The sequence below is a fragment of the Parabacteroides vesiculifaciens genome (assembly GCF_049860805.1).
Classification (GTDB): Bacteria; Bacteroidota; Bacteroidia; order Bacteroidales; family Tannerellaceae; genus Parabacteroides.
Window position 1 is genome coordinate 1,679,814 of the sequence record NZ_CP187555.1, and the last position, 23,857, is coordinate 1,703,670.

Genomic DNA, 23,857 nt, shown 5'->3' on the forward strand with positions numbered 1-23,857 from the left:
TAATCATTTTGTATAACCATGTCATCCATGTTCCACACCGGTAAATCAATAATTTATCACCGGGCTGCATTCAAGGCTGCACCCGCTTTAAACCATTTTATCTGCAACTCATTATAGGTATGATTCACCGCGAATGATTCTTCCGTGCCGTCGGCATGGTACAGAATTGCCGTCAGCGGTTTTCCGGGTGCGAACTCTTTCAGGCCGATAATCGAGATTTTGTCCTCTTCGCGCACTTTCTTATAATCATCCTTATCGGCAAAGGTGAGGGCAAGCATACCCTGTTTTTTCAGGTTCGTTTCATGGATGCGGGCGAAACTCTTGGCAAGGATCACTTTCACATTCAGGAAACGGGGTTCCATAGCGGCATGTTCGCGGGACGATCCCTCCCCATAGTTCTCTTCCGCTACGACGATAGAGGAGATTCCCTTTGCCTTATATTGCTTAGCGACAGCGGAGACAGCTTCATATTCGCCGTTCAACTGGTTCAGCACACTGTTTGTCTTCCCGTTGAAAGCATTCACGGCCCCCATCAGCATATTGTCCGAAATATTTTCCAGATGGCCACGGAAACGGAGCCACGGACCTGCCATCGAAATATGGTCGGTCGTACATTTGCCTTCGGCTTTCAGCAACAACGGCATTTCGATCAGGTCTTTGCCATCCCAGGGAGCGAAAGGTTTCAATTCCTGCAAGCGATTGGATCCGGAGGCGATCACGACCTCGACCTCCTTGCCCGTCGGAGCGAGATAGCCGTTGTCTTTTACTTCGAATCCTTTCGACGGGAAATCGGTACCTTTCGGTTCATTTAGTTTTACTTCGCGGCCGTCGGCTGTTTTCAGGGTATCGGTCAGCGGGTTGAAGCAGAGGTCTCCGGCAATGGTCAACGCCAGTGTCAGTTCCGGGGAAGCGACAAAAGCGTGTGTGTTCGGGTTGCCGTCTGCACGTTTGGCGAAATTACGGTTAAAGGAGGTGACGATGGAGTTTTTGCGCGTATTGTCGTCGGTATGCCGTTTCCATTGCCCGATACACGGGCCGCAGGCGTTGGCCATAATCGTTGCGCCGATCTTCTCGAAATCGCCGAGAATGCCGTCCCGTTCGGCCGTATAGCGGATTTGTTCGGAACCGGGGTTGATAATAAGCGGGGCTTCCACCGGAATCTTGTCTTCGGCAGCCTGGCGGGCGATCGAGGCGGCACGGCTCAAGTCCTGGTAGGACGAGTTCGTGCAGGAACCGATCAGTCCGACTTCCATCTTACGTGGCCAGCCGTTCTCCTTCACTTTGGCGGCAAATTCGGAGATAGGCGTGGCGGCATCCGGTGTGAACGGGCCGTTGATATGCGGTTCCAATTCGGACAAGTTGATGACGATCACACGGTCGTAGAAAGAATCCGGCTGTGCCCGTACATCCATATCGGCTTCCAGATAGTCGGAGATAGCTGTCGCCCATTCGGCAACCGTATCGCGTCCGGTGGCACGCAGGTAAGTAGCCATATTCCGGTCGAATGGGAAAAGGGAGGTTGTGGCTCCTACCTCGGCGCCCATATTACAGATCGTCGCTTTACCTGTCGCTGACAAGGATTCAGCTCCGGGACCGAAATATTCGATGATGGCATTCGTTCCCCCCTTCACGGTCAGGATTCCGGCCAATTTCAGGATCACATCTTTCGGAGATGCCCATCCACTCAGGCTACCGGTCAGCTTTACGCCGATCAGTTTCGGCATTTTCAGTTCCCATTCCATGCCGGTCATCACATCCACAGCGTCAGCGCCGCCTACGCCGATAGCGATCATACCCAGACCGCCCGCATTAGGCGTATGCGAGTCCGTACCGACCATCATGCCGCCGGGAAAGGCATAATTCTCAAGCACCACCTGATGGATGATTCCGGCTCCCGGTTTCCAGAAGCCGATACCGTATTTGTCGGAAACGGATTTCAGGAAATCGTAGACCTCGCTGTTGCTCTGCGTAGCCGTTGCGATATCCGTCTTCGCTCCCATGTTTGCCTGGATCAGGTGATCGCAGTGCACGGTGGCGGGAACGGCAGATTTGGACTTCCCTGCATTCATAAACTGAAGCAGGGCCATCTGTGCAGTCGCATCCTGCATCGCGACACGATCGGGACGGAAATTCACATAATCTTCACCACGGCGGAAGGGACGGACGTCCGATTCGTTATACAAATGTGCATATAAGATTTTTTCGGCCAGTGTCAACGGACGGCCAACGTGTTTGCGGGCTGCATCCACCCGCTTTGGAAAATTAGAATAAAAGCTTCTCAGCATGTCAATGTCGTACACCATATCTGTTCTTTTTATTAGTTAGCAATGTAGGCTGGGATAAAAATAGTATTTATATGAATACCTTTTATTCAATAATTTCTATAGACCGATAAAGGGCATCTATAAGAACGGGCTCCCTATACGTTCAATAATAGAACGTAGCGAGAGCCCGTTTTGTTCAAAGGCTTTATTTATTTCTTCTTATTTCTTCAACGATTCTTTCCATTTGTCCGCATAGCTGTGGAGGATGGATGCGATCCCCTCCCCGATACGGACGTAATCTTCACGTTTCAGATTGGCAAGCGAACAGCGTATCGACCACTCCGGCGCATCGAACCCGCCACCATTGAGCAAGACCAGCGAAGTTTCCTGTGCCAGGCGGAACACAACGTCGACCGGCTCGTAATTTTCCTGCAGGTAGACAACGAAATCGTCCCCGTAAAACTTCTTTGCCCAGACCAGCATATCGATCTCGCTGTAGTAACCGGCACGCAACGGATCGTCGAGCAACGTGAAACCGGTACTTTCCCAAAGTGTATGGAGGCGGTCGTGAATGATCTGCTGCATTTTCGTCTTATAGGCATTCTCGCGGTCCAACAGCGAGAAGGAGGCAAAGAGCGCCATTTGCGTCTGTTGCGGCAGTGAAAGCCCGGCGGTATGGTTCAGGGCGACCTGGCGGCTGTCGGCAACCATGCGGTCGATGAAACGGATCTCCTCGGGATGGAGAGAAATGCTGCTATAGCGTTTATTCAGCTGCTCCTTCTGCTCTGCCGGCAGCTCCTTCAACATCCGGTCGTAAATATTATTTTCGTGCAGCGCGACAACGGCTAAGCGCCAGCCCGTAGCTCCGAAATATTTGGAGAAGGAGTAGACGCAGAGGGTATTATCCGGCAGTTCCGCCATGATCGAACGGAAATGGGGAATATAGGTGGCGTAGACATCATCCGTGATAATCATCAGGTTCGGATTGTCGTTCCGGACAACGTCGACAATACGCTCCATCAGCCCGTCCGTCAGCCCGTAGGAAGGCGGGTTGCTCGGATTGACGATGAAGGCGGCTTTGACGGTCGGGTCCTTCAGTATGTCGAGGTCTTTTTCCTTGTACTGCCAGGTATGGTAGCCGTCTTTCGTCATTTTGCAAGCGTGGATTTCGGTTACATCGAATAAGTAGCGGGCTTGTTCCGGTATCTCTATATAAGGGGTGAATACCGGAGCAAACAGGACGATCTTGTCGCCTTTATTGAGAAGGAAATTTTGTTGCAGGGAGTCGAAGATATAGCACATCGCGGCTGTCCCTCCTTCGGTGGCGAAAAGATCGAACTTTCCTTTGGGCGGGCGGTTGTCGCACAACTCCTGTTTCAAGTAGTCTTCGACCAGCACTTCCGTATATTTCAGGATGCGGTCGGGAACGGGATACTGGTCCCCGATCACGCCTTCCGCCCATTCATGCACGAGGTCGTTCTCATCGACTCCTCTCTCGTTCACAAGGTAATCGTACGTATCTTTCAGCAACGCCATACCGGGAGAACCGGCGTGCTTCATCAGGAACTGTGTAAAGCGGGTGGCGATACGTTTCTTTTCGGGGATGCCGGCCAGCCCGACCATCTCCTCGGCATATTCGGAGGTACGGGCGCATTCTTCCAGCCCGAACTGGCCGAGCAGGAAAAAGGCTTCGCGGGGCACGGTGCTGATCCAGTTCGGATTGCCACGCCCGGCGTTCAGCATGATGTGCGTACTCTTGCGGGCACTTTCGTCCGCAAGGTCTATCAGGATGTTCTTCAGCTCAAAAGGGCTGATCTCTGACATTTTTTTTTCGTATTCACGAGTGATTTTGTGTTTCATAGAGATATAATTAATATGATAAATAATAACCCCTTGTTCAAATGGTATATTATTGATGGTAATAGATGGCATACCATCTATGGTAACAGATAGTATACCATCTATGGTAACAGATGGCATACCATCTAAATTCATGTCATAAGTAAGACGATCACGACACCCCAGATGATCAACAGGGTGTTGCCTACCGCGTATGTAACCGTATAGCCTAACGCAGGCGTTTGGCTCTCGACAGCATCTTCCACCGCTCCAAGGGCTGCCGTAGTCGTACGGGCGCCGGAGGTGCAGCCCAGTGTAATCGCCGGGTGGAACTTAAAGACATATCTTCCCAGCAATACACCGACGATCAGCGGAATAGCGGTTGCCAACGCACCGATAAAGAAGAGGCTCACACCGACTTCCTTCAATCCGGTGACAAAGCTCGGACCGGCCGTAATGCCGACAACGGCGATAAACATGTTCAACCCGACATTATTCAGCACCCAAAGGGAGGGTTCCGGAATTCGCCCGAAAGTAGGATGTTTCGAACGCAACCATCCGAAGACTAATCCGGCGATCAGTGCGCCGCCGCTTGTACTCAGGCTGATGGGAACACCTCCGAAATGGATCGCTAAAGATCCCACGACGCCTCCGAGGAAGATTCCGAGACCGACGAAAATCATATCCGTCTGGTTCGTCGGCCGGTCGGCATAGCCCAACGTATCGGCTGCCGCATTCACCTCTAATTTGGTTCCGACTAATTCCAGCATATCGCCCGGATCGATCGTCGTAGCCGCCAATACCGGTATATTGATACCGGCACGTTTGATGCTTTTGATACTGACACCATGCATAACCGGCAGTTTACGCAGTTTGGCGACCGTCATACCCACATATTTCTTACGGGAGATCAGCACCGGCAAAGTTTCGGCAGGGAAGTCCAGCAGTTCGATGTCATTGACTTCATCGCCGATCCAGTCCTCCTCCCCGACCACAAACTCACGGCGGCCGCTGAGCACGACTTCATTCCCTTTCAGGAGCATCTGGTCGGGCTTCGCATCCCGGATCACATGATCGATGCGGACACGTTCGACGAAAAGACGCCGGCCCTGCTCTTCCAGGTAATCTTCCAATTCCTTCACGGTTTTTCCCGCCCCGAACCAGTCGTTGCTGATCTTATAGGCACGAAACGTGATCGGACGGGCGGCAGGCATGAAGCCGGGCTTCTCGCTTTCATCGTCCGAACCCATTTTAGCTTCCAGGTCACGACAGGCTTTCTTGACCGACTCGATCCCTCCCAACAAACGGGGAGCGATATCGCTCATGATCCAGGCGGAACCGGCCGTACCGAAAATATAGGAGACGGCATAGGCTACCGGCATGACATTGATCATGTCCGTCTTGTCCGTCGCCGGTATTCCCAGCTGGTTGATCGTATCTTCGGCTACTCCGAGCACGGCGGATATCGTCTGCGAACCCGCCAGCAGGCCGGCTGCCTCCCCGGCGGAATATCCCATAACCTTTGCCAGCACAAACGGTGCCAACAAACAGAACACACACATGACGACGGCAAACAACACCTGGGGCAACCCCTCCTTCTTCAATCCCCGGAAGAATTGCGGACCGACACTATACCCTACAGCAAACAAGAACAGCAGGAAAAACACCGATTTCAGCGGAGCCCCGATATCGATATGCAATTGCCCGATCAACACACCGACCAGCAAAACACTGGTTACCGTTCCCAAAGTGAACTTTTTAATCTTGAATTTACCGATCCAGAAGCCGAAGGCAAGCGTAAGAAAGATGGCAAGCTCCGGGTAATGCCGGAGCAAATTGGCAAACCATTCCATATATATCTTTTTTTGGCGTTAATAAAATTGATAATGAAACACGGCAGGGGAAAGAGTTGTTGTGTTAAACCAAAATAAAAAAGCTGTCACAAATTCTACTCTGCGACAGCTTCCTTATAAATTATATGATCTGAAAAGGCTATCCCCCGATCGTCGTTTCAATCCCGTAACCGGCGAATATCTCCCGGCAGCGTCCGACCGTCTCGTCCGAAGGGGCTGCAAAAGCATACTGGTCCGGATTGTAGACCGTACCCAACTTATCATGCTTGCCTTTGCCGATGTCATGATACAAGAGCAGGTTCACAGTCCGGTGCTCCCACGGCAACGAAGCCAGGAAAGCAGCACTGCGTGTTATATTTTCTTCATCGGCATTCACGCCTTCGATGAGTGGGATGCGAAGATAGAAATCGTGCCCCGCTTCCGCTACCATCCGAAGATTGGATAAGATCAATTCGTTAGGGACGCCGCAATACTTCTTATGCTTGGCCGAATCCATCTGCTTCAGGTCGACGAGGAGAAGTTCGCAGTTGTCCATCACATCGCGTACAATCTCCGGACGGGCGAAAAGCGTCGTATCGACAGCCCGGTGAATCCCTTGTTCACCGCAACGGCGCAACAAGTCCAGCAACGGCTCGGGATGTAACAACGGCTCTCCACCGCAAAACGTCACGCCTCCCTCCGAACGGTCCATGAATACCGTCTCCTTCTCTATCTCCTTCATCAAGGCATCGGTCGAATACTCCGTACCGGATATCTCCATCGCCAAAGCCGGACACACCTCTGCACAGGTCCCGCACAGGGTACAACGTGTCCCATCCGTCACGATCCCCTCCGGCGTGAGTGTCAATGCCTGCTGCGGACAAGCTTGTACGCAAGTCCGGCAACCGATGCATTTCTTCTTCGTATAGAGCTTTTGCTTCCGACTGGAAACCCCTTCAGGATTATGGCACCACACGCACGACAGGGGACACCCTTTCATGAAGATCGTGATCCGGATGCCCGGCCCGTCGTTGATGGCATATCGTTTTATATCAAAAATAAGCATATCAGAATGATTCCTGTTCCGTCCGCATGATTACATCTGCCTGCAGATCGGCATTCATATCATTGAAATAATCGCTGTAACCGGCTACTCGAACCAGGAGGTCGCGATAGTCTTCCGGACATTTTTGGGCAGCATAAAGCGTCTCCGTATCGACAATGTTGAACTGGATATGATGTCCGCCCAAAGCGAAATAACTACGGATCAGCGAAGACAACTTGGAGATGTCCTCCTCCCGCTTCAGCAGGCTCGGCAGGAAACGCTGGTTCAACAATGTACCGCCGCTCTTCACCTGGTCCAACTTGCCGAGAGACTTGATAACGGCAGACGGTCCGTGCGTATCGGCGCCATGAGACGGAGACGTGCCGTCCGAGATGGCCCGTCCGGCCAGGCGTCCGTTAGGAGTCGCCCCCATCACCTTGCCGAAATACACATGGCAAGTGGTAGACAGCATATTCAGATGGAAACATTCGCCTTTCGTGTTCGGTTTCCCTTCGATCGCATCATATAGATCGTCAAACATCTTCACGGCGATAGTATCGGCATACTCGTCGTCATTGCCGAAGAACGGCGTGCGGTTCAAGATCGTCTGGCGCATTGCCTCGGCCCCTTCGAAATTATTCGCCATCGCCTTCAGCAATTCGTCCATCGACCAGCGTTTATCCTCGAATATATGTTTTTTCAGCGTAGCCAGGCTGTCGGTAATCGTACCGAGCCCCGTACACTGGATATAGGTCGTATTGTAGCGCGGGCCGCAGTTGTAGTAATCCCGCCCTTTCGCTATGCAATCGTCGATAAAAAGAGACAGAAAAGTAGCCGGCGCATATTTAGCGAACATCCGGTCGATATAGTTGCTGACACGTACCTTCATATCCACGAAATAACGCACCTGCTCCATAAAAGCAGCATACAACTCGTCATAGTCGGCAAAACCGCGCGGATCGCCGGTTTCCAGCCCCACCTTACGTCCGGAAATCGGATCGACACCGTTGTTGAGCGTCACTTCCAAAATTTTAGGCACATTCAGGTAACCGGTCAGCACATATGCCTCCTTGCCGAACGCCCCGACCTCGATGCAGCCGCTACAACCGCCTTCACGTGCATCCTGCAAGGATTTTCCCTGCCGCATCAATTCCTGGATATACACATCCGGATTGAAAACGGACGGATAACCATGCCCCTGGCGGATCACCTTACAACCGGCACGCAGGAAACGTTCCGGTGTACGGGCACTGATATGGATCGCACTGCCGGGTTGCAGGATATGCAACTCTTCAATCGTCTCGAGCATGATATAGGAGACTTCGCTAACCCCGTCGCTGCCGTCGGATTTCACACCGCCGATATTCAGGTTCGTAAAGTCGTTATACGTACCGCTTTCCTTAGCCGTGATTCCGACTTTAGGAGGAGCCGTGTGGTTGTTCACTTTGATAAAGAAGCACGACATCAGTTCCTTTGCCTCGTCGCGGGTCAATGTGCCGTCAGCAATCCCTTTTTCGTAGAAAGGAGCCAGATGCTGGTCAAAATGGCCGGGGTTCATAGCGTCCCAACCGTTCAGTTCGGTAATCGTCCCTAAATGGACGAACCAATACATCTGGATCGCCTCCCAATAGTTGCGGGGAGCATGAGCCGGAACCTGCCGGCAAACTTCGGCGATACGACGCAGTTCGGCCGCCCGTTTCGGATCTTTCTCCGTAAGCGACATTTCGTCGGCAAGGTCCGCATGCCGTTCGGCAAACAGGATGGCGGCATCGCACGAGATGGACATGGCAGTCAGTTCCTCCTGCTTGTCGGTCGCTTCAGGATCGTTCATAAAATCGAGCCCGTCCAGTTCTTTCCGGATACGTTCCTTCAAATCCAGCAATCCATATTTATACACTTTGCCGTCCAGAGCGGTATGTCCCGGAGCGCGTTGTTCCATAAACTCGGTGAACATCCCCACCTCATAGGCATCTTTCCACTCCTGGGGCACATGGCTAAAGATACGTTCTCGCTGTGTACGTCCTTTCCAGTAAGGGATTACTTCGCGTTCATAAGCGTCGATATCTTCCTGGCTAATCGTATAACGCTGTAATTCGCGGGTGTTCAGGACATGCAGGTCCTCCACGCTGTGGCAGGTCAACTCCGGGAAGGTCGGAACACATTTCGGTTTTGGTCCGCGTTCACCCACGATCAACTCGTCCTTGCCGATATAGATCGTCTTATGCTTGCAGATTTCATAAAAGTTCATGGCCCGAAGAATCGGAATCGGATATTTTCCGTAGTTTTCCTTGTAGAAACGAGTTTCTATCAAAGCGCGTTCAATAGACAGGGAGGGCTCGGCATCGAACGTTTCCTTGCGAAGACGTTTGATCCGGTCATTCATTCCATAAGTATTTGCCTCTACTGCCGGGGCAAAATTAGATGCACTGTGCGGTGCACGCTGAGCTGTGATTGTAGTCATATATAAAAAGGCTATTTTTTATTCAAGTTATTTTAATCAGATAAATTCCGTATAGGATGATACATAGATAAAACCACCGGCATATGCCAATGACTTCAGATACCAGTACAAATTGAAAAGACTCTTACCAGGAAACGGTAAAAGGGAAGAAAAGAATCGCCTGTCAAGAAATCAGGCAATTGAATAGTCGTCTATAAGATTTAACGAGCATATCACAATAATTTAAAATCAACACTCGGTATTAAGTGTATGAATGCAGCAAATATATACATTTTTCTATAAAAACAAAAGAAATCATATTTTTTAATTAATCTTACCAAGTTATCCCATACGCCTTTAACTTATTATAAAGCGTCTTACGGTCGATTCCCAATAGTTGGGCGGCTCTGGTTTTATTGTTACCGGCCTCTTGCAGGGCACGTTTGATCATTTCGCATTCGTGCGATTCGTTTTTCAACTGGATATTGACCTGGGCGGAAACCGGGTTGGCAGTCAGTTCTTCCGGGAGTTCATTGCGAGTAATATAGCGGCCGGTTGCCAGCAGAGTGGCATACTTAATCGCATTCTTCATCTGGCGCAGGTTACCCGGCCACGAATAAGACTGGAAAATCCGGATCACTTCATTATCAAAACCGATAATATCTTTCTGCAATTCCATATTGGCCTGGTCCAGAAAGTTGTTGGCAAACAACAAAAGATCTTCATTCCGCTCTTTCAGGTCGGGGATGCGGACAGTAAACTCATTGATACGGTGATATAAATCTTCACGAAAATCACCCTTATCGATCGCATTACGCAGGTTCTCGTTCGTCGCAGAGATAAGACGGACGTTGATCGCGATCTCCTGATTGCTACCGATCGGTTTTACCTTCCGTTCCTGCAAAGCACGAAGAAGCTGCACCTGCACCTCATAGGACAAATTGCCGATCTCGTCTAAAAAGATCGTTCCCCCCTGGGCGGCAGCAAAAGCACCTTCTTTATTATCGATGGCTCCGGTAAACGAACCTTTCACGTGCCCGAAAAATTCGGATGCAGCCAGGTCTTTTGGGATAGCCCCGCAGTCGACGGCAATAAAAGGAGCTTTCCTGCGGTTACTTTGTTCGTGAATACGACGGGCAACATACTCTTTTCCCGTACCGCTCGAACCGGTAATCAATACGGACATATCTGTCGGAGCGACCAAGCGCACATGCTCGTAGAGCTGACGGGCAGCCTGGCTCCGTCCCTCCACATACTGGCTATGCGTTCCTCCCGACAGTTCGGAGCGTTTAGCTGAATGCACAGGGCGTTCCCGCTCGGTTGCAGGAGCTACCGGTCCAACTTCTGCCTTTACCACATCCCGGATCTTGCTTAAAAGTTCTTCCGGGTTCAACGGTTTGGCGATATAATCGGACGCCCCTAATTTGATAGCTTGCACAGCGGTTTGTATCTCCGCATAGCTGGTCATCATAATCAGGGGGATTGCAAAATTATTTTCTTTTATCCATCTCAACAGATCGATTCCATCCCCGTCCGGCAAACGCAAGTCAGACAGGATCAAATCGAAAGAGGTATCTTCTATCCGGCTTCGTGCATCCGAAACCGATGATACTGAACTGACTTCGAAACCCTTCCTTCCAAGCCAGGTTTTCAGCATCAAAGAGAATGTTATATCATCTTCTAAAATCAGAATAGACGGCATATTATTCTTTTTTGTTTCGATGGCAAAGATACGGAAACTCGCTCACATACGGATGCATTTCGCAGGAATAATGCAAACCGTTGGAATTAAAGGGAGATATGTAGGTTTTACCTATATTCGTCCATTATGGGGTTTTGACCCGTTTTGGAGGAGTTAGGAAAATAAATTGCTACTTATCCGTTGCCGATTCAAGGTCGAAAACAGTACGGAAAAAGGTCTTTGCACCACTCCTGACATCACCGTAAAGAACGCTGTAGCTAACACTTGAAAAGTGACCCGGATAGCATTTGAAAAGTGTTAGCTACAGGCGAACTGCCGGAATATGTTTTTGTATTTCATAAGAGATGGATTAGAAATAGAAAATACTTTTTTCATCTTTCTGTTTATTTTTAATTAAAGTTTGCGCGAAATTATATTATTACCTGTGTACTAAGAAATAACACTTACCTACAAATCGACCTACATAAGGAAGAAGATGTAGATATAAGCACTTATTTATAATCACCTTGATATAAATTGTGACCGCAGTACCTCTTAACATGAAATTTCACGGGTAAAGGCACTTGGAAAATATTCTGCAAATGGAAAGAGGAGAAGGCGAAATTCCCTGATAAAAAATAAGGATAAGGTGATAGAAAAAGCAATCGTGGATAACAAACTAAACAATTACCTAAATTGCTTCCGATACTTGGAGGGCGACATTCCCATTGCATTCGTGAACACCCTCACGAAATGAGGCAAATCGTTAAAACCGACCGTATAGCAAATCTCGGATACCCCCTTTTGCGAATGTTTCAGCAACTAGCAAGCAGTATTCAGACGATACTGAGTGACGAATTGTGAGAAAGTTATCCCTTTGCATCGTTTGAAATAAGAACAGAACGCGGAACGATTCATCCCCACTTCTGCTGCAATATCGTCCAAAGCAATAGAATGAACGTAATGTGCCATGACATAGGCGCAAATCTGCTGCATCCGCCGCACGTCCCGTTCGATACGCATCGGTTTTCCGGCAAACGTATGATCTGACGAAGTAAAGATGACAGGCAGCAAGCGAAACATCACGCTCAAGCGTCCCAACTCGTCCATACCGTTCATTTCGGTCAATACCTTACGAACAACACGTGAACTTTCCGCTCCGAACTTCAACGCTTCGGTCGGAAACATCACCCCCGCCAATCTATTCCTCAATTCAGGAAATACCTCCATGCAGCGCTCCACCAACGAATGACTGAAAGCTACCATCAAATAACGGACATACCCGTCTTCGTCCACAGAATCGGGCGCATACTCCCAACGGTGAAGCATGGCCGGAGGAATCAAAACCACGTCGCCTGCCGCAAAGAGCTGTAATGTATCGCCTGCCATACGGTTACCCTGACCGTGAACGACATAATATAATTCCCAAGCATCATGCCGATGCAGTTTTGCCTCGATATTTGTTTCGACCCGTTGGTCTATGAAGAAAAACGAGTGATTCTCCACTTCGGGCAGTTCGTATGGGATAGTGGTATCTTCCATTAATGGAAAGTTTTTAATTTGTCGAAATGTAAATATACGACAAATATATAAAACGATACCACAAAAACACAACAACAAATCGTAATAACTTTGCACAATAAAAATAAATCAATGTTCATTTATAATTGAAACAAGAAGTATAACTAAAAAAATGTATTGTTATGGAATTGTACGAAGTAATGGAGAAACGCCGCACATACCGCGATTTTTCCGACCGCGAAGTAAGCGATGAAATCCTTAAAAGAGTCATTGATGCTGCATTCAAAGCCCCGACCAACGACCACCTGCGCCAGTTTGAGTTTATTGTGGTGCGTGGACGTGAAAATATTGCCAAAGTAATCGCCCCGCTCGTAAAGAACATGGCAGCGTTCAAGGAGCTCGTTTTCGAGGTGGACGACTCCGGCGACAAGGACAAAATGGAGATGTTTGCCGAAGCACTTCCCAAACAGCAGAAGATGCTTATGGAGAGCGGACTGCTCATCCTTCCGTTTTTCCGTCAGAAACAAAGTCCTCTGCTTGAACCTGTGGAGCAAAGTTCACTCAACTACTTTGCCTCGGCATGGTGTGCTTTGGAGAACATGCTGCTTGCTGCCACCAGCGAAGGACTGGGAACAGCGTTTCATATCCCTGTGAGCGACGAGGCCGGCAAAATAAAGGAAATCGTAGGAGCTCCCGAAGGTTACGAGTTTACCTGTCTGCTTACAATGGGCTATCCCGCGGAAAACGCATTCCTTCCCAAACAAAAGGAAATCAACATAGAGGAGAGAATACACACTAACGTCTGGTAACATGATCATCAGCACCGGAGAGCGGACTGATCCCGTACTGCCGACCGAAAAACGGCACTTTTAGTAATTTTGTTCCTCATAATTGTTATATATATAAGATTTTACAAGATGGATATCAATGATATAATAAATAGCATTTACAAATTGCCCCAGCCTTCCCTCGATACATTGATTGCTTCGATATCGGAAGTGGAATACCCTAAAAAATTTCATTTGCATCGGGAAAATAAAAAGGAGACAAAGTCTTATTTCATAAAGAAAGGAATCGTTCGGGCATATGCACATAAGGAGGACAAGGATATTACATTCTGGTTCGGTCAGGAAGGAGATCTTATATTTCCTTTGCAAACTCTTTTTGCAGCAAGACCGTAGGATTTGAAAAAGGTTTGTGGTGCATAGGCACGGCAAGTGCCATTGCACTTAGTTTGTACATTGTGACTAAGGTGCTGAAGACTTTACCTATCGGCACAGCTTATGCCGTCTGGACAGGTATCGGTGCTGTCGGCACGGTTCTGATAGGCATCCTCTTTTTCAAGGAGCCCGTAAGTTTCGGAAGGCTTTTCTTTATCTTTACGCTGATAGTATCTATTATAGGATTAAAGGTCGTATCTTCCTGAATGATAAAAAATGAAATAATATGACGGAGCAAAACTTTCCATTGTACGAAGAGGCCGTTTCTATTCTTAAAAAAAGAGATAAGAAGTTGGCTTGGCTGATAGAACGGATTGGTCCGATTTCTCATACTGACCAGAAAGAAAATCAAACAGAATAGGATGCGTGGGGGGGGTGATTTTTTTATAGGCCTTAAAGTTGCGGAAATAAGGAAGGTAGCCGAACGGTACGCCCATATCTGTTTGGATGAAATAGAACAGTTGCTCTTATCGGAAGTACATGAACACCGGATGTGTGCGCTTATCATACTCAAAAAAAGGTTCAAACAAGGAAACGAACATGAACGGACAGAGATTTTCGAGTTCTATATCAACCACACGAACTGTGTGAACGATTGGGATTTGATAGACAGCTCCTCTCCCTACATCGTGGGCGAATACCTACAGGATAAACCGTGCGATGTATTGTACCGGTTAGCCCAAAGCGATTCGCCTTGGGACAACCGTATCGCTATGATGGCGACATACACGTTTATACATAACGGCAATGTCGAAGATACATTCCGCCTTGCTCTCTCCTTGATGGAAAGTCCTCACCCTCTGGTACAAAAAGCCGTAGGGTGGATGTTGCACGAAGCAGGTAAATACGACCTCTTCCGGCTCAGTCTCTTTATCAATAAGTACCGGCAAGAAATGTCCCGTGCCATGCTTCGTATTGCCGCCAGCGGCTTTCCAAAAGAGAAACGTAGGGAGTGTTTCCGTCGTTGTTAGAACATCCCAACTCCAATAATCCTTTTTTAGCATCGAGGCCGCCTCCGTACCCCGTGAGTTTATGATTGCTGCCGATTATCCGGTGGCAGGGGTACATGCTATTTAGTAAAAGGGTGCATACTTTTTTCCGAATGGGTATCACTAAAGATCCACGTTGCTCTGCGCCATGCTCCTTCGAACGGACCTTGTTTGAATTTTTTCAACCACCAATGGCAGAAAGCTAACTGGAGGATGAACAGCAGGACACCTACTCCGAAACTGGCAGTCGTTCCCAAAACTTTATAAAGTGACAAACCGTATCCAAAATAAACGAACGAACCAATAATGGATTGTGTCAGGTAGTTAGTCAGGCTCATCTTTCCGTAGGGAACCAGACCATGCAGCACTTTATGGGCCGAAACTTGTTGCCACAGGAAGACGAAACAGGCAACCAACACACACATGAAAGAGAAATTACGGAAAGAGGAAATAACCGTATTCATCGGAGTCAGCATCGCCTTATTGGGGATCATATCCGGAAGCGAAGCCGTGATGAAATATAGCGGGACAAAACAGATCGCACCGATGACCAGCGTCCGCATCCAAAAAGCACGGTGTTCGGACAGGTTGACAAACAGCTGTCTGCGCCCGATCAGCATACCTAACAGGAACAAAGAGGCAGTCTGGAAAAAACGTCCGTATCCCCACGCCCACAACAGGCTGAACAACTGACCATCCCAGAGGTTGGATTTAACCATCGCCCAGAAATCCGGCTGCGAAAGGAAAGGATACATACGTTGGCTATGAACACGCCATATACCGGCTGCCGGCACATAGTCGGGATTCATCATCGCATAGAAAAACTTACCGAGTTCGAGCGGCTGGAGCATCAGGATAACGGCAGCAATCAGGACTGCCCGGTCGCTCCATTTACAAACCAACACCAGCACCACCCCGATTATAGAATAAAGGACCAATATGTCACCCGGAAAAAACGCCCCGTTAAAACAGCCGATAATGAACAGAAGGAAAAGCCGCCACAGGAAACGCAGGCGGAAGTCTTTTCCTTTCTTTGCCTGGTTGTTATACTGAATAAAAAAGCTGAACCCGAACAAAAGGGAGAAAATCGCATAAGCCTTCCCGGAAAAAAGGAAAAACAAAGTTTCCCATATCCCCTTATCCATCGCCTGCATAAAGGCCGAAGAAGCCGTTGGGAAGTCATAAAAATTAAAATGTTCGATGTTGTGCAATAACATAATAGCCATTACGGCAAAACCGCGTAATGCATCCACCACCTCGATACGAGGCGACTTAGCCAAAAGTCCGTGCTCCATTGATAATGATTTATGATTTTTAATTTATGATTTATGATTTACAATTTTACGAAAGACAAAAGTAGGCAAAGAAGTCATATAAAACAAAAAAAGCACCTTTTTAGGCGCTCTTTTTGTTTGCAGACTTAAAATAGATACTCGAACATAGTAACTTTAAAACGGTTTTAATGTAGAAACGTCCACTTCCGCTTCTCACCAGAAAAGAAGCGAATATCGTGCCAAACTCAAACCGGCACACGACCAGTTTTTTGTAAACTCTTCTATCTTAACAGATAAGTCACGCATAATGTTTTAGGATGGCTAATTATTACCGCATCACAAATGGGGAACTGTAGAGATATATGGGGAATTTTTCTACAGATACCGTTCCACAGCCTGGTTGACGACAGCAGTCGCCTGCAGGATCACCTCGGATAAAAGCCGTTTCCAGCCGTCGTCTGTCAGCGTCACATCATTCTTCTCAAGGATCCTCAACTGGGCTACCAGGTCGGAAGCTCCCAACATGGTGAAAAGGGGGATCAATTTATGGGAGATCTTGGCAGCCGCGTTACGTTCGGCCTTTTCCAGGGCTTGTTGCAACAATGAGATGCTCTTGTTCGTCTCCTCGGCAAACGTCCGGATAATGGAAGTGGAAGCATCTTTGTCTTCACCGGCAAAAGCGGTGAGCGAATCAAAATTGAATTCTGGCGACACTTCGGCTTGTATATCGGCCTGCAACAGGCTATTCAACAAGGCGATCAACTGCTTAGCCGTGAAAGGCTTGTTCAGGAATCCGGTGAAACCGACCTCCAGGTAGTGGGTATGTTCGTTCTCCACACTGGCGGAAAGCGCAATGACGGGCACAGTGTCCGTCCCGGGAACGCCCGACGAACGAATGGCGTCCAGCAGGCCATATCCGTCCATACCCGGCATCTGTATATCGGTTATTATCGCATCGAAAGAGCTGTTACGCAAAATATCGACCACGGCAAACGGATTTGAACAACTGGCGACCTCCACATGATTCCGTTTCAAAAACTCTTCCGTCAGTGCCAACTGTAACGGATCGTCATCGACCAGCAAACAATAGATTTCGCGTCCCCCGAAGGTCTCGTCTTCCGTTTCGTCGTCCTCTGCGACAGGCGTAACAGGCAATGTCTGCACTTCTGATTCCTGCAACGGCATGACAATCGTAAAATCGCTTCCTTTTCCCGGAACACTCTTCAACGAAAGCGTACCTCCCATCAGTTCGATCAGTTTGCGGGTGATGGAAAGCCCGAGGCCGAAACCCTCTTCCTTTTCGGTTCCAGACAGACGGGCAAACTCACCGAAAATCTTCTCCTGTTCTTCTTCCGGGATTCCCGTACCGGAATCGGAAACGACAATTATCAATTGTGCATTGTCCATTGATAATTTAACGACAAGGACAACGCGTCCTTCATGCGTGAACTTGATCGCATTGGAAAGCAGATTACCGACCACCTGGCGTAGGCGTATCGGATCACCGGAATAGATACGGTCCATCCCCTCCTCCTTCATATTCAAAACAAAAGCCAGCCCTTTCGCTTCGGCTATCGGACGAAAGCTCCCGTATATATCGTTGAAAAGCGTGCGCACGCTGAAAGGCACGTTCTGTATTTCCATCTGCCCCGATTCCAACCGGTGGAAATCGAGCAGGCCGTTCACCAGCGAAAGGATATGATCGGCCGACCCGGTCATGTTTTCCAGATAATAGCGTTGCCTTTCGTCCGGATGACGGCGCAGCAACAGTTCGATATAACCGATTATGGACGAGAGCGGCGCCCGGATATCGTGGCTGATCGTCAGCATCAGCTTCTCCCGGCGATGGAGCAGGTCTTCGGCATATTGCTTGGCTTTCTCCAATTGCTGCCGGTAATACTGGCTCTTAGAGATATCGCGGGTGATCAGGATGATAAAGACGATCACGATAATCAGCGACAGTACGGCGATACCGGCAATGAGATAGGAAGTTTCGCGCAACACCTCCTGTTTCTTCACGACACGCTCCATCGACGCGTTCATCTCCTCTTCTTCTATATCGCGCAACATCTGGTTGATCCGGCTTGTGATGATACTGTTATTATAACGCAGGTTGGCGGCACGCTCCAACAACTGGTCGACAAGCTGTTTGCGCTGGTCGGCCACACTATCCTGCAAGTTTTTCAGGACCGTCACAATCGTATCAGCCGGGTTAAAGGCATTCACCAGCGTATCGGTCACGATCTGCCGGGTCGTATTCACGACAACGGTCGAATCTTCTTTGGGTGGAGAAAAGGCATCGGCAAGGCGACGGAAAAAACCGCGGGGTTTATGGGGCTGGGGAGTTTTTACGGAATCCTGATGCACGATCACACGCTCCTGTATTTCGACCTGCCGGATTACTGTATCCTGCTGGGCGATCACTTTCTCGATATTTTGCGCATAGAGGTTTTCCGCGTTCGTCTCGCGCCAAGTTTCCAGCAAGCGACGCGTGTTCCAGCGTTTTTGCTCGATCAGCATATCGATCGTATCGATCTTGGGATATAACGCTGGATTCGATACCAGCGTACGCAGGGAATCCATATTCTGTAAAGCCTTGTTCAACGTGCGGTTGAAATGGTTGATTTCTCCCTGCGGACGTCCGATCACTTGCCCCAGCGCTTCGCTTTCGTAGAGCAGCGACAAAGTATTGGTGACAAGATAGACTTTCTCGCGCGATTTGCTGTTCGGGGCTTCTTCTCCGGCAAACTGTTCGATGATATTATAGATATAAACGACAGAACACACGGCTATCAGGATCAATAACAAGTACCCCAATATGACTTTACTTGTAATATGCCCGTTTTGTGTGCTCATCAGTCTTTCTTATAGGCTATTTTCCATTTGTCCAACATGATAAAATCAGCTTTCTTCAGCCCGACTTTCCAGAACGGGACCGGCTCGTCATGATCTCCGAGGAACATACGGTCGCGCACGGCAAAAGCCGGATTGGTCAGGGCAAGCGTGGAATCGGAAACCGAAGTCCGGACACTTGCAATATCCAGTACCGTATGGAACACGCTGTTCGTGCTGACCGGATAAGCCCCGTGAGACATCGCCGTCCGGTATTTTTCAGGGAAAGTTTCCCGGTAATCGTCCGAAAACCAGATAACATACGGGATATGAAGTTGATAGTAAGTCGGTATAGGCGAAGCATGCAGATAACGGGCACGCGAATCATCGAAAATATCCTCCCCGTGATCGCTTAGATAAAGCATCGACGAGCAGGCATTCTTCTTTTTCAGCATATCGATGATTTCTCCCAACACATAATCTGTATAATGGATCGAATTGTCATAAGCATTGCGCAGTTCCTTCTTATAGGACTGGCGGATGCCTTCGGCCTTATCCGGCGTATAAATCCGGAACTCGTCCGGATAACGCTCATGATAATTGAAATGCGATCCGTATGTATGGAGGACAACAAACATATCATCGTCCGATTTGTCCAGTTCTTTTTCCAAATACGGCAAAAGAGCCGCATCGTGCAACGATGTCAGATACGATCCGGTGTTGAACGTGCTCATATCGATAAACGTATCGGCCTCCCCGTAGAAAGCCCCGATCATCGAAGTGGTAAGCTTCTGGTTGGCGATGACCAACGTACGGAAACCTGCCTCCTTGAATGCGGTGACAATACTTTTTTCATTGTAAATCACGCCATAGTTTTCCGCGCTGGCGGCAGACAGGATGATCGGAACGCTTTTGTGCGTATTGTTGGATTGCGTCACGACATCCGCAAAACGGACCAGGCCGTCGAGCCCTTTCATCCGCGGAGTCGTATTGCGTTCATACCCATACAGGCTCCATTCCATGGCGCGCGAAGTCTCTCCCACCACAAGCACATAAATCTCACGCTTGCCATCTGCCTGTCCCGTCCGGACCGAGTTGAACTTGAAATCGGCGGAAGAAACGGAATAGTTGGCATTTTTGTTCGCTTTGGTAATCGCAAAATAAAGATTATAAAGCGCATTGACCGGATAGACATCGTTCTTAAGCGAGAAACTGTGCTTTTGCAAAGAAGGAAGAAAGCAAAGCAGCACCCCCACCCCAAAAAGTCCTAAGCTTCTGAACGCCCATTTCTTACGGAACACGGCGGTCAGCCTGTCTTTTATCCGGATCGAACGCGTAGCCAGCCACAAGGTTGGAAGCGTATAAAAGAAAAAGACGCAAATGATGACAAGGAAAATGTTCCCCAGCAATTCACTCGCCTCGGAAGCATTCGAACTTGTCAGGTTCAGGAACATATCCACCGCAATCACCGACTCGCCGAAAAGGTACAATAAGACCAACTGCCCTCCGTCCAGAATGATTTTCGGCAACAGGCACCAGACCACCACTCCGGGTTTACGCGCCAGCAACAAAACTCCCATCCAGAATGCCAACGGCATCATAATGGAGGCAAGGCCCACCGGTACAGGCAGAGGTTCTGTGAACAGAAAAACGCAGTTCGGGATGATAAACAGCAAGCCGAACAAGAAATATAAGTGTTCCTGTGAAGATATCCAATGTAAAATATTAGTAAAGTACCTCATCGATTTTTACCTAAAAAACCAAATTTCATCAACTATTCTTATCCCTTTTTACTACAGCACTGCAGCAATCGGCAAATGTAGGTGTTATCCATCACATACACATACAGAAGAAGCACAAAAAAAGTTATTTCAAGGTCTCCCGTAGGGGCGGGGTTCTACTCCGCCCATGAAAACAATGTCTGCCTTGCCCGATATCATTTCGTCAGCAAAACAGCCACTCCCCAGTCCAAATAGAAACGTTAAAAAATATTACCCGCTATAGTAATTCCAAATACATGGGGTACTAATCCGATTTACATGGGGTAGTAATGACATTTTGATATTTCAAAAATCATGCAATTGTTTTCAATAATCTTGCAATATGCCGGTAACAGAACTTTGTTGCTTCCGACTGTCGCTTTTTATTTTTAATTTCGGGCAACCGAAAAAGGGGAAGATTATTTAAAATCACCAATAATAATTAAGGTAAAGACAAAATGAAAAGACAAATTATGTTGTTATCGGCTTGTACGGCGGCTTTGTTGAGCGCTTGTTCATCGAACACGCGTACCGCAAGCGAAGTATATGCCCCTGCTGCAAAAAACGAGTTACGGGCACCGGCCACACCGCTGGTAACGATCGACCCGTACACCAGCGCCTGGTCGTTTGCCGACCGGCTGAACGAAGAAAGCGTGCGTCACTGGACCGGCCGGAACTTCCCGCTGTTGGGAAGCCTGCGCGTCGACGGCGTTTCATACCGTTTTATGGGAGTGGACAAGGTCGAAGTAACGCCGGTTGTCGGCACAGCCTCTTCCGGTTTATGGGAGGCAGCCTACACATTCGGACAGCCGGAAGGAGAATGGACCGCTGTCGATTACGAAGCAAAAGACTGGAAAACCGGAAAGGCCGCATTCGGGACGGACGACAATCCATATCGCTCCACCCCCTGGCAAGACGGCGACATCTGGATACGCCGCTCGTTCGACTGGCCGGAAGGAACGGACAAGGAAGATCTGTTCCTGCAATATTCACACGACGACAATATCGAGTTGTACATCAACGGCAGGCAGGTTGCCGTAACCGGCAACGGACTGGATTACGACCTGCTGAAGGAAATCCCGCAGGAAGTGGCAAGCACGCTCAAACCGGCCGGAAACATCCTGGCTGCCCATTGTCGAAATAATGGAGGTGGCGCCTATGTAGACATGGGAATCATGAAAAAGGTGAAACGGGGAGATACGTTTGACAATAAAGCGATCCAGAAATCGAGTACCGTCATGCCGACACAAACGTATTATACGTTCGAATGCGGCCCTGTCGAACTGGATTTGATTTTCACCGCCCCGATGCTAATGGACGACTTGGAGGCCATGACCGCCCCGTACAATTATATCACGTATCAGGCCCGTTCGTTAGATGGCCGGGCACACGAAGTCCAATTATACCTGGAAGCGACTCCGCAATGGGCCGTTAACACGACAGACCAGCCTGTTACCTTCGAAAAGATCGAAAAAGACGGGTATGTCTATTTAAAGACCGGCTCTGTCGACCAGGAAGTTTTAGGCAAGAAGGGAGACGACCTTCGGATCGATTGGGGTTATTTCTACCTTTCAGCCGCACAATCTCCGGACGTAACAGTTGCCATAGACGAATATTATGCTGCAAAAAAAGCATTTATGGCCGACGGCAAACTATCCGACAAGGCAGAGAATGTGTCTCCGGATATGGAAAAACAGATGACGGTCCTCGCCTACTCCGACAACTTAGGCAAGGTAAACGGAAAGACCGTATCAGGACATCTGTTGATCGGATATGACGATCTGTATGCGATCCAGTATTTCAATGACAACCGGATGGCCTACTGGAAACACGACGGGCAAACGGACATTTTCGATGCCTTCGTCAAAGGGCAGAAAGAATATGCCGGAATGATGAAACGGTGTACGGACTTCGACGAACGGTTGATGCAGGAAACGATGGCTGCCGGCGGACAAAAATATGCCGAGCTGTGCGCCCTGGCCTATCGCCAGGTTATCTCCGCCCACAAGTTGGTGACGGATAAGGAAGGCAACCTGCTATTCCTTTCGAAAGAGAATTTCAGCAACGGTTCGATCGGGACTGTCGATATCACATATCCTTCGGCACCAATGTTCTTATGCTATAATCCCGAACTATTAAAAGGCATGATGAACCCGATCTTCTACTACAGCGAGAGCGGAAAATGGAACAAGCCGTTCCCTTCACACGATGTCGGCACTTATCCGCTGGCTAACGGGCAGACCTATGGCGGCGACATGCCGGTCGAAGAATCGGGCAATATGCTGATCCTCACAACAGCCCTTGCGACAATCGAAGGGAATGCGGATTATGCGGCCAAACATTGGGATGTCCTGACAACCTGGGCCGATTATCTGAAAAAAGAAGGTCTGGATCCGGACAATCAGTTGTGCACGGACGACTTTGCCGGTCATTTCGCCCACAATACCAACCTGTCCATCAAGGCGATCATGGGTATAGCCGGCTATGGCAAGATGGCCGGAATGTTGGGTAAGAAAGAGGTGGCGGATTCCTATCTGGCGACAGCACGTGAAATGGCAGAGAAATGGGTTGCGATGGCAAAAGACGGGGATCATTATAAACTGACCTTCGACAAGCCCGGTACCTGGAGCCAGAAATACAATCTGGTATGGGACCGCTTGTTAGGCCTGAATATTTTCCCTGCGGAAATAGCCGAAACTGAAACGGCTTATTATAAAACGAAACAAAACAAATACGGCCTGCCGCTGGACAACCGCGAAGATTATACCAAATCCGACTGGATCCTGTGGAGCGCCTGCCTGACAGGCAATACGGCCGATTTCGAAACGCTCATGCTCCCCGTCTGGACGTATGCCAACGAAACGACCTCGCGCGTCCCGTTGAGCGACTGGCATTTTACCTCCGACGGCACACAGCGCGGATTCCAGGCCCGCTCGGTCATCGGCGGCTATTATATGCGACTGCTGGAAAACCGTTTGTCGGGTAAATAAACATTGTCACATCCGATAAACTGCCTCAAAATAAAAAACAGACAGTAATCTTTTAAGGAGAGTATAAGTATGGTTCATCCAAGCCATACTTATACTCTCCTTAATCGATAACTACGAACAAATATACAAAAAGCAACCTTTCGACAGCAAAAAGTTGCTTTCTATAGAAC

The 23,857-nt window shown here is 48.8% G+C and carries 15 protein-coding genes and 2 pseudogenes; 6 read left to right on the top strand and 11 right to left on the bottom strand.

The window, feature by feature from the left end; genetic code table 11:
- Positions 1-56: 56 nt before the first annotated feature.
- The 7 genes and pseudogenes from ACPYIV_RS06835 to ACPYIV_RS06865 all read right to left on the bottom strand — a co-directional run bounded on the left by ACPYIV_RS06835 (position 57) and on the right by ACPYIV_RS06865 (position 12,643).
- Complete coding sequence (locus ACPYIV_RS06835) at positions 57-2,303, bottom strand: aconitate hydratase (protein ID WP_425886197.1); 2,247 nt, start codon at positions 2,301-2,303, stop codon at positions 57-59.
- Between the two features lie 180 nt (positions 2,304-2,483).
- Entirely contained in the window at positions 2,484-4,124 is a 1,641-nt protein-coding gene (locus ACPYIV_RS06840) for a bifunctional aspartate transaminase/aspartate 4-decarboxylase (protein WP_293740748.1), read from the bottom strand.
- Between the two features lie 131 nt (positions 4,125-4,255).
- A complete protein-coding gene (gene aspT / locus ACPYIV_RS06845) occupies positions 4,256-5,956 on the bottom strand; it encodes an aspartate-alanine antiporter (RefSeq protein WP_425886198.1) in 1,701 nt (566 codons plus the stop codon).
- 139 nt (positions 5,957-6,095) lie between these two features.
- A complete protein-coding gene (locus tag ACPYIV_RS06850) occupies positions 6,096-7,001 on the bottom strand; it encodes a glycyl-radical enzyme activating protein (RefSeq protein ID WP_293733785.1) in 906 nt (301 codons plus the stop codon).
- Position 7,002: 1 nt separating this feature from the next.
- Entirely contained in the window at positions 7,003-9,441 is a 2,439-nt protein-coding gene (gene hypD, locus ACPYIV_RS06855; RefSeq protein ID WP_293733786.1) for a trans-4-hydroxy-L-proline dehydratase, read from the bottom strand.
- A gap of 313 nt (positions 9,442-9,754) precedes the next feature.
- Positions 9,755-11,122 carry a sigma-54-dependent transcriptional regulator gene (locus ACPYIV_RS06860; RefSeq protein ID WP_425886199.1) on the bottom strand — a complete coding sequence of 456 codons (1,368 nt, stop codon included), beginning with the start codon at positions 11,120-11,122 and terminating at the stop codon, positions 9,755-9,757.
- A 666-nt stretch (positions 11,123-11,788) separates the two neighbouring features.
- Positions 11,789-12,643, bottom strand: a pseudogene (locus ACPYIV_RS06865) (AraC family transcriptional regulator).
- A 161-nt stretch (positions 12,644-12,804) separates the two neighbouring features.
- On the opposite strand from ACPYIV_RS06865, the gene ACPYIV_RS06870 reads away from it, so the two are divergent.
- The 5 genes from ACPYIV_RS06870 (at position 12,805) to ACPYIV_RS06890 (ending at position 14,813) form a co-directional block, all read left to right on the top strand.
- On the top strand, positions 12,805-13,431 hold the full coding sequence (locus tag ACPYIV_RS06870; protein WP_293733789.1) for a nitroreductase family protein: 627 nt from the start codon (positions 12,805-12,807) through the stop codon (positions 13,429-13,431).
- Positions 13,432-13,539: 108 nt separating this feature from the next.
- Positions 13,540-13,803, top strand: coding sequence for a hypothetical protein (locus tag ACPYIV_RS06875; RefSeq protein ID WP_425886200.1), 264 nt, complete (start codon positions 13,540-13,542; stop codon positions 13,801-13,803).
- Positions 13,737-14,048: a DMT family transporter gene (locus tag ACPYIV_RS06880; protein ID WP_370648536.1), complete on the top strand. Its 312-nt coding sequence runs from the start codon at positions 13,737-13,739 to the stop codon at positions 14,046-14,048. The genes ACPYIV_RS06875 and ACPYIV_RS06880 overlap by 67 nt, the downstream gene beginning before the upstream one ends.
- A gap of 20 nt (positions 14,049-14,068) precedes the next feature.
- Positions 14,069-14,203: a hypothetical protein gene (locus tag ACPYIV_RS06885; protein WP_293740744.1), complete on the top strand. Its 135-nt coding sequence runs from the start codon at positions 14,069-14,071 to the stop codon at positions 14,201-14,203.
- Between the two features lies 1 nt (position 14,204).
- Entirely contained in the window at positions 14,205-14,813 is a 609-nt protein-coding gene (locus ACPYIV_RS06890) for a DNA alkylation repair protein (RefSeq protein WP_425886201.1), read from the top strand.
- Positions 14,814-14,820: 7 nt separating this feature from the next.
- Here the strand turns inward: ACPYIV_RS06890 and ACPYIV_RS06895 are convergent.
- The 4 genes and pseudogenes from ACPYIV_RS06895 to ACPYIV_RS06910 form a co-directional block, all read right to left on the bottom strand.
- Positions 14,821-14,904: pseudogene (locus tag ACPYIV_RS06895) on the bottom strand (MGMT family protein); the annotation flags it as partial.
- A gap of 7 nt (positions 14,905-14,911) precedes the next feature.
- The gene (locus ACPYIV_RS06900) at positions 14,912-16,126 is read right to left on the bottom strand and encodes a DUF418 domain-containing protein (RefSeq protein WP_293740742.1); all 1,215 of its coding nucleotides are present in this window, start codon (positions 16,124-16,126) and stop codon (positions 14,912-14,914) included.
- A gap of 354 nt (positions 16,127-16,480) precedes the next feature.
- Positions 16,481-18,961 carry an ATP-binding response regulator gene (locus tag ACPYIV_RS06905; protein WP_425886202.1) on the bottom strand — a complete coding sequence of 827 codons (2,481 nt, stop codon included), beginning with the start codon at positions 18,959-18,961 and terminating at the stop codon, positions 16,481-16,483.
- Positions 18,961-20,679: a sulfatase-like hydrolase/transferase gene (locus tag ACPYIV_RS06910; protein ID WP_425886203.1), complete on the bottom strand. Its 1,719-nt coding sequence runs from the start codon at positions 20,677-20,679 to the stop codon at positions 18,961-18,963. Before ACPYIV_RS06910 ends, ACPYIV_RS06905 begins: the two co-directional genes overlap by 1 nt.
- Positions 20,680-21,155: 476 nt before the next feature.
- Between ACPYIV_RS06910 and ACPYIV_RS06915 the strand changes: the two genes are divergently transcribed.
- Positions 21,156-23,687: a glutaminase domain-containing protein gene (locus ACPYIV_RS06915; protein WP_425886204.1), complete on the top strand. Its 2,532-nt coding sequence runs from the start codon at positions 21,156-21,158 to the stop codon at positions 23,685-23,687.
- Positions 23,688-23,857 lie beyond the last annotated feature (170 nt).

Bases quoted from the DNA above. Each gene is read 5' to 3' on its own strand.
- hypD (WP_293733786.1), bottom strand. From the start codon at position 9,441: ATGACTACAATCACAGCTCAGCGTGCACCGCACAGTGCATCTAATTTT.
- ACPYIV_RS06910 (WP_425886203.1), bottom strand. From the start codon at position 20,679: ATGAGGTACTTTACTAATATTTTACATTGGATATCTTCACAGGAACAC.
- ACPYIV_RS06840 (WP_293740748.1), bottom strand. From the start codon at position 4,124: ATGAAACACAAAATCACTCGTGAATACGAAAAAAAAATGTCAGAGATC.
- ACPYIV_RS06890 (WP_425886201.1), top strand. From the start codon at position 14,205: ATGCGTGGGGGGGGTGATTTTTTTATAGGCCTTAAAGTTGCGGAAATA.
- ACPYIV_RS06835 (WP_425886197.1), bottom strand. From the start codon at position 2,303: ATGGTGTACGACATTGACATGCTGAGAAGCTTTTATTCTAATTTTCCA.
- ACPYIV_RS06915 (WP_425886204.1), top strand. From the start codon at position 21,156: ATGAAAAGACAAATTATGTTGTTATCGGCTTGTACGGCGGCTTTGTTG.
- ACPYIV_RS06870 (WP_293733789.1), top strand. From the start codon at position 12,805: ATGGAATTGTACGAAGTAATGGAGAAACGCCGCACATACCGCGATTTT.
- aspT (WP_425886198.1), bottom strand. From the start codon at position 5,956: ATGGAATGGTTTGCCAATTTGCTCCGGCATTACCCGGAGCTTGCCATC.
- ACPYIV_RS06905 (WP_425886202.1), bottom strand. From the start codon at position 18,961: ATGAGCACACAAAACGGGCATATTACAAGTAAAGTCATATTGGGGTAC.
- ACPYIV_RS06900 (WP_293740742.1), bottom strand. From the start codon at position 16,126: ATGGAGCACGGACTTTTGGCTAAGTCGCCTCGTATCGAGGTGGTGGAT.
- ACPYIV_RS06875 (WP_425886200.1), top strand. From the start codon at position 13,540: ATGGATATCAATGATATAATAAATAGCATTTACAAATTGCCCCAGCCT.
- ACPYIV_RS06860 (WP_425886199.1), bottom strand. From the start codon at position 11,122: ATGCCGTCTATTCTGATTTTAGAAGATGATATAACATTCTCTTTGATG.
- ACPYIV_RS06850 (WP_293733785.1), bottom strand. From the start codon at position 7,001: ATGCTTATTTTTGATATAAAACGATATGCCATCAACGACGGGCCGGGC.
- ACPYIV_RS06885 (WP_293740744.1), top strand. From the start codon at position 14,069: ATGACGGAGCAAAACTTTCCATTGTACGAAGAGGCCGTTTCTATTCTT.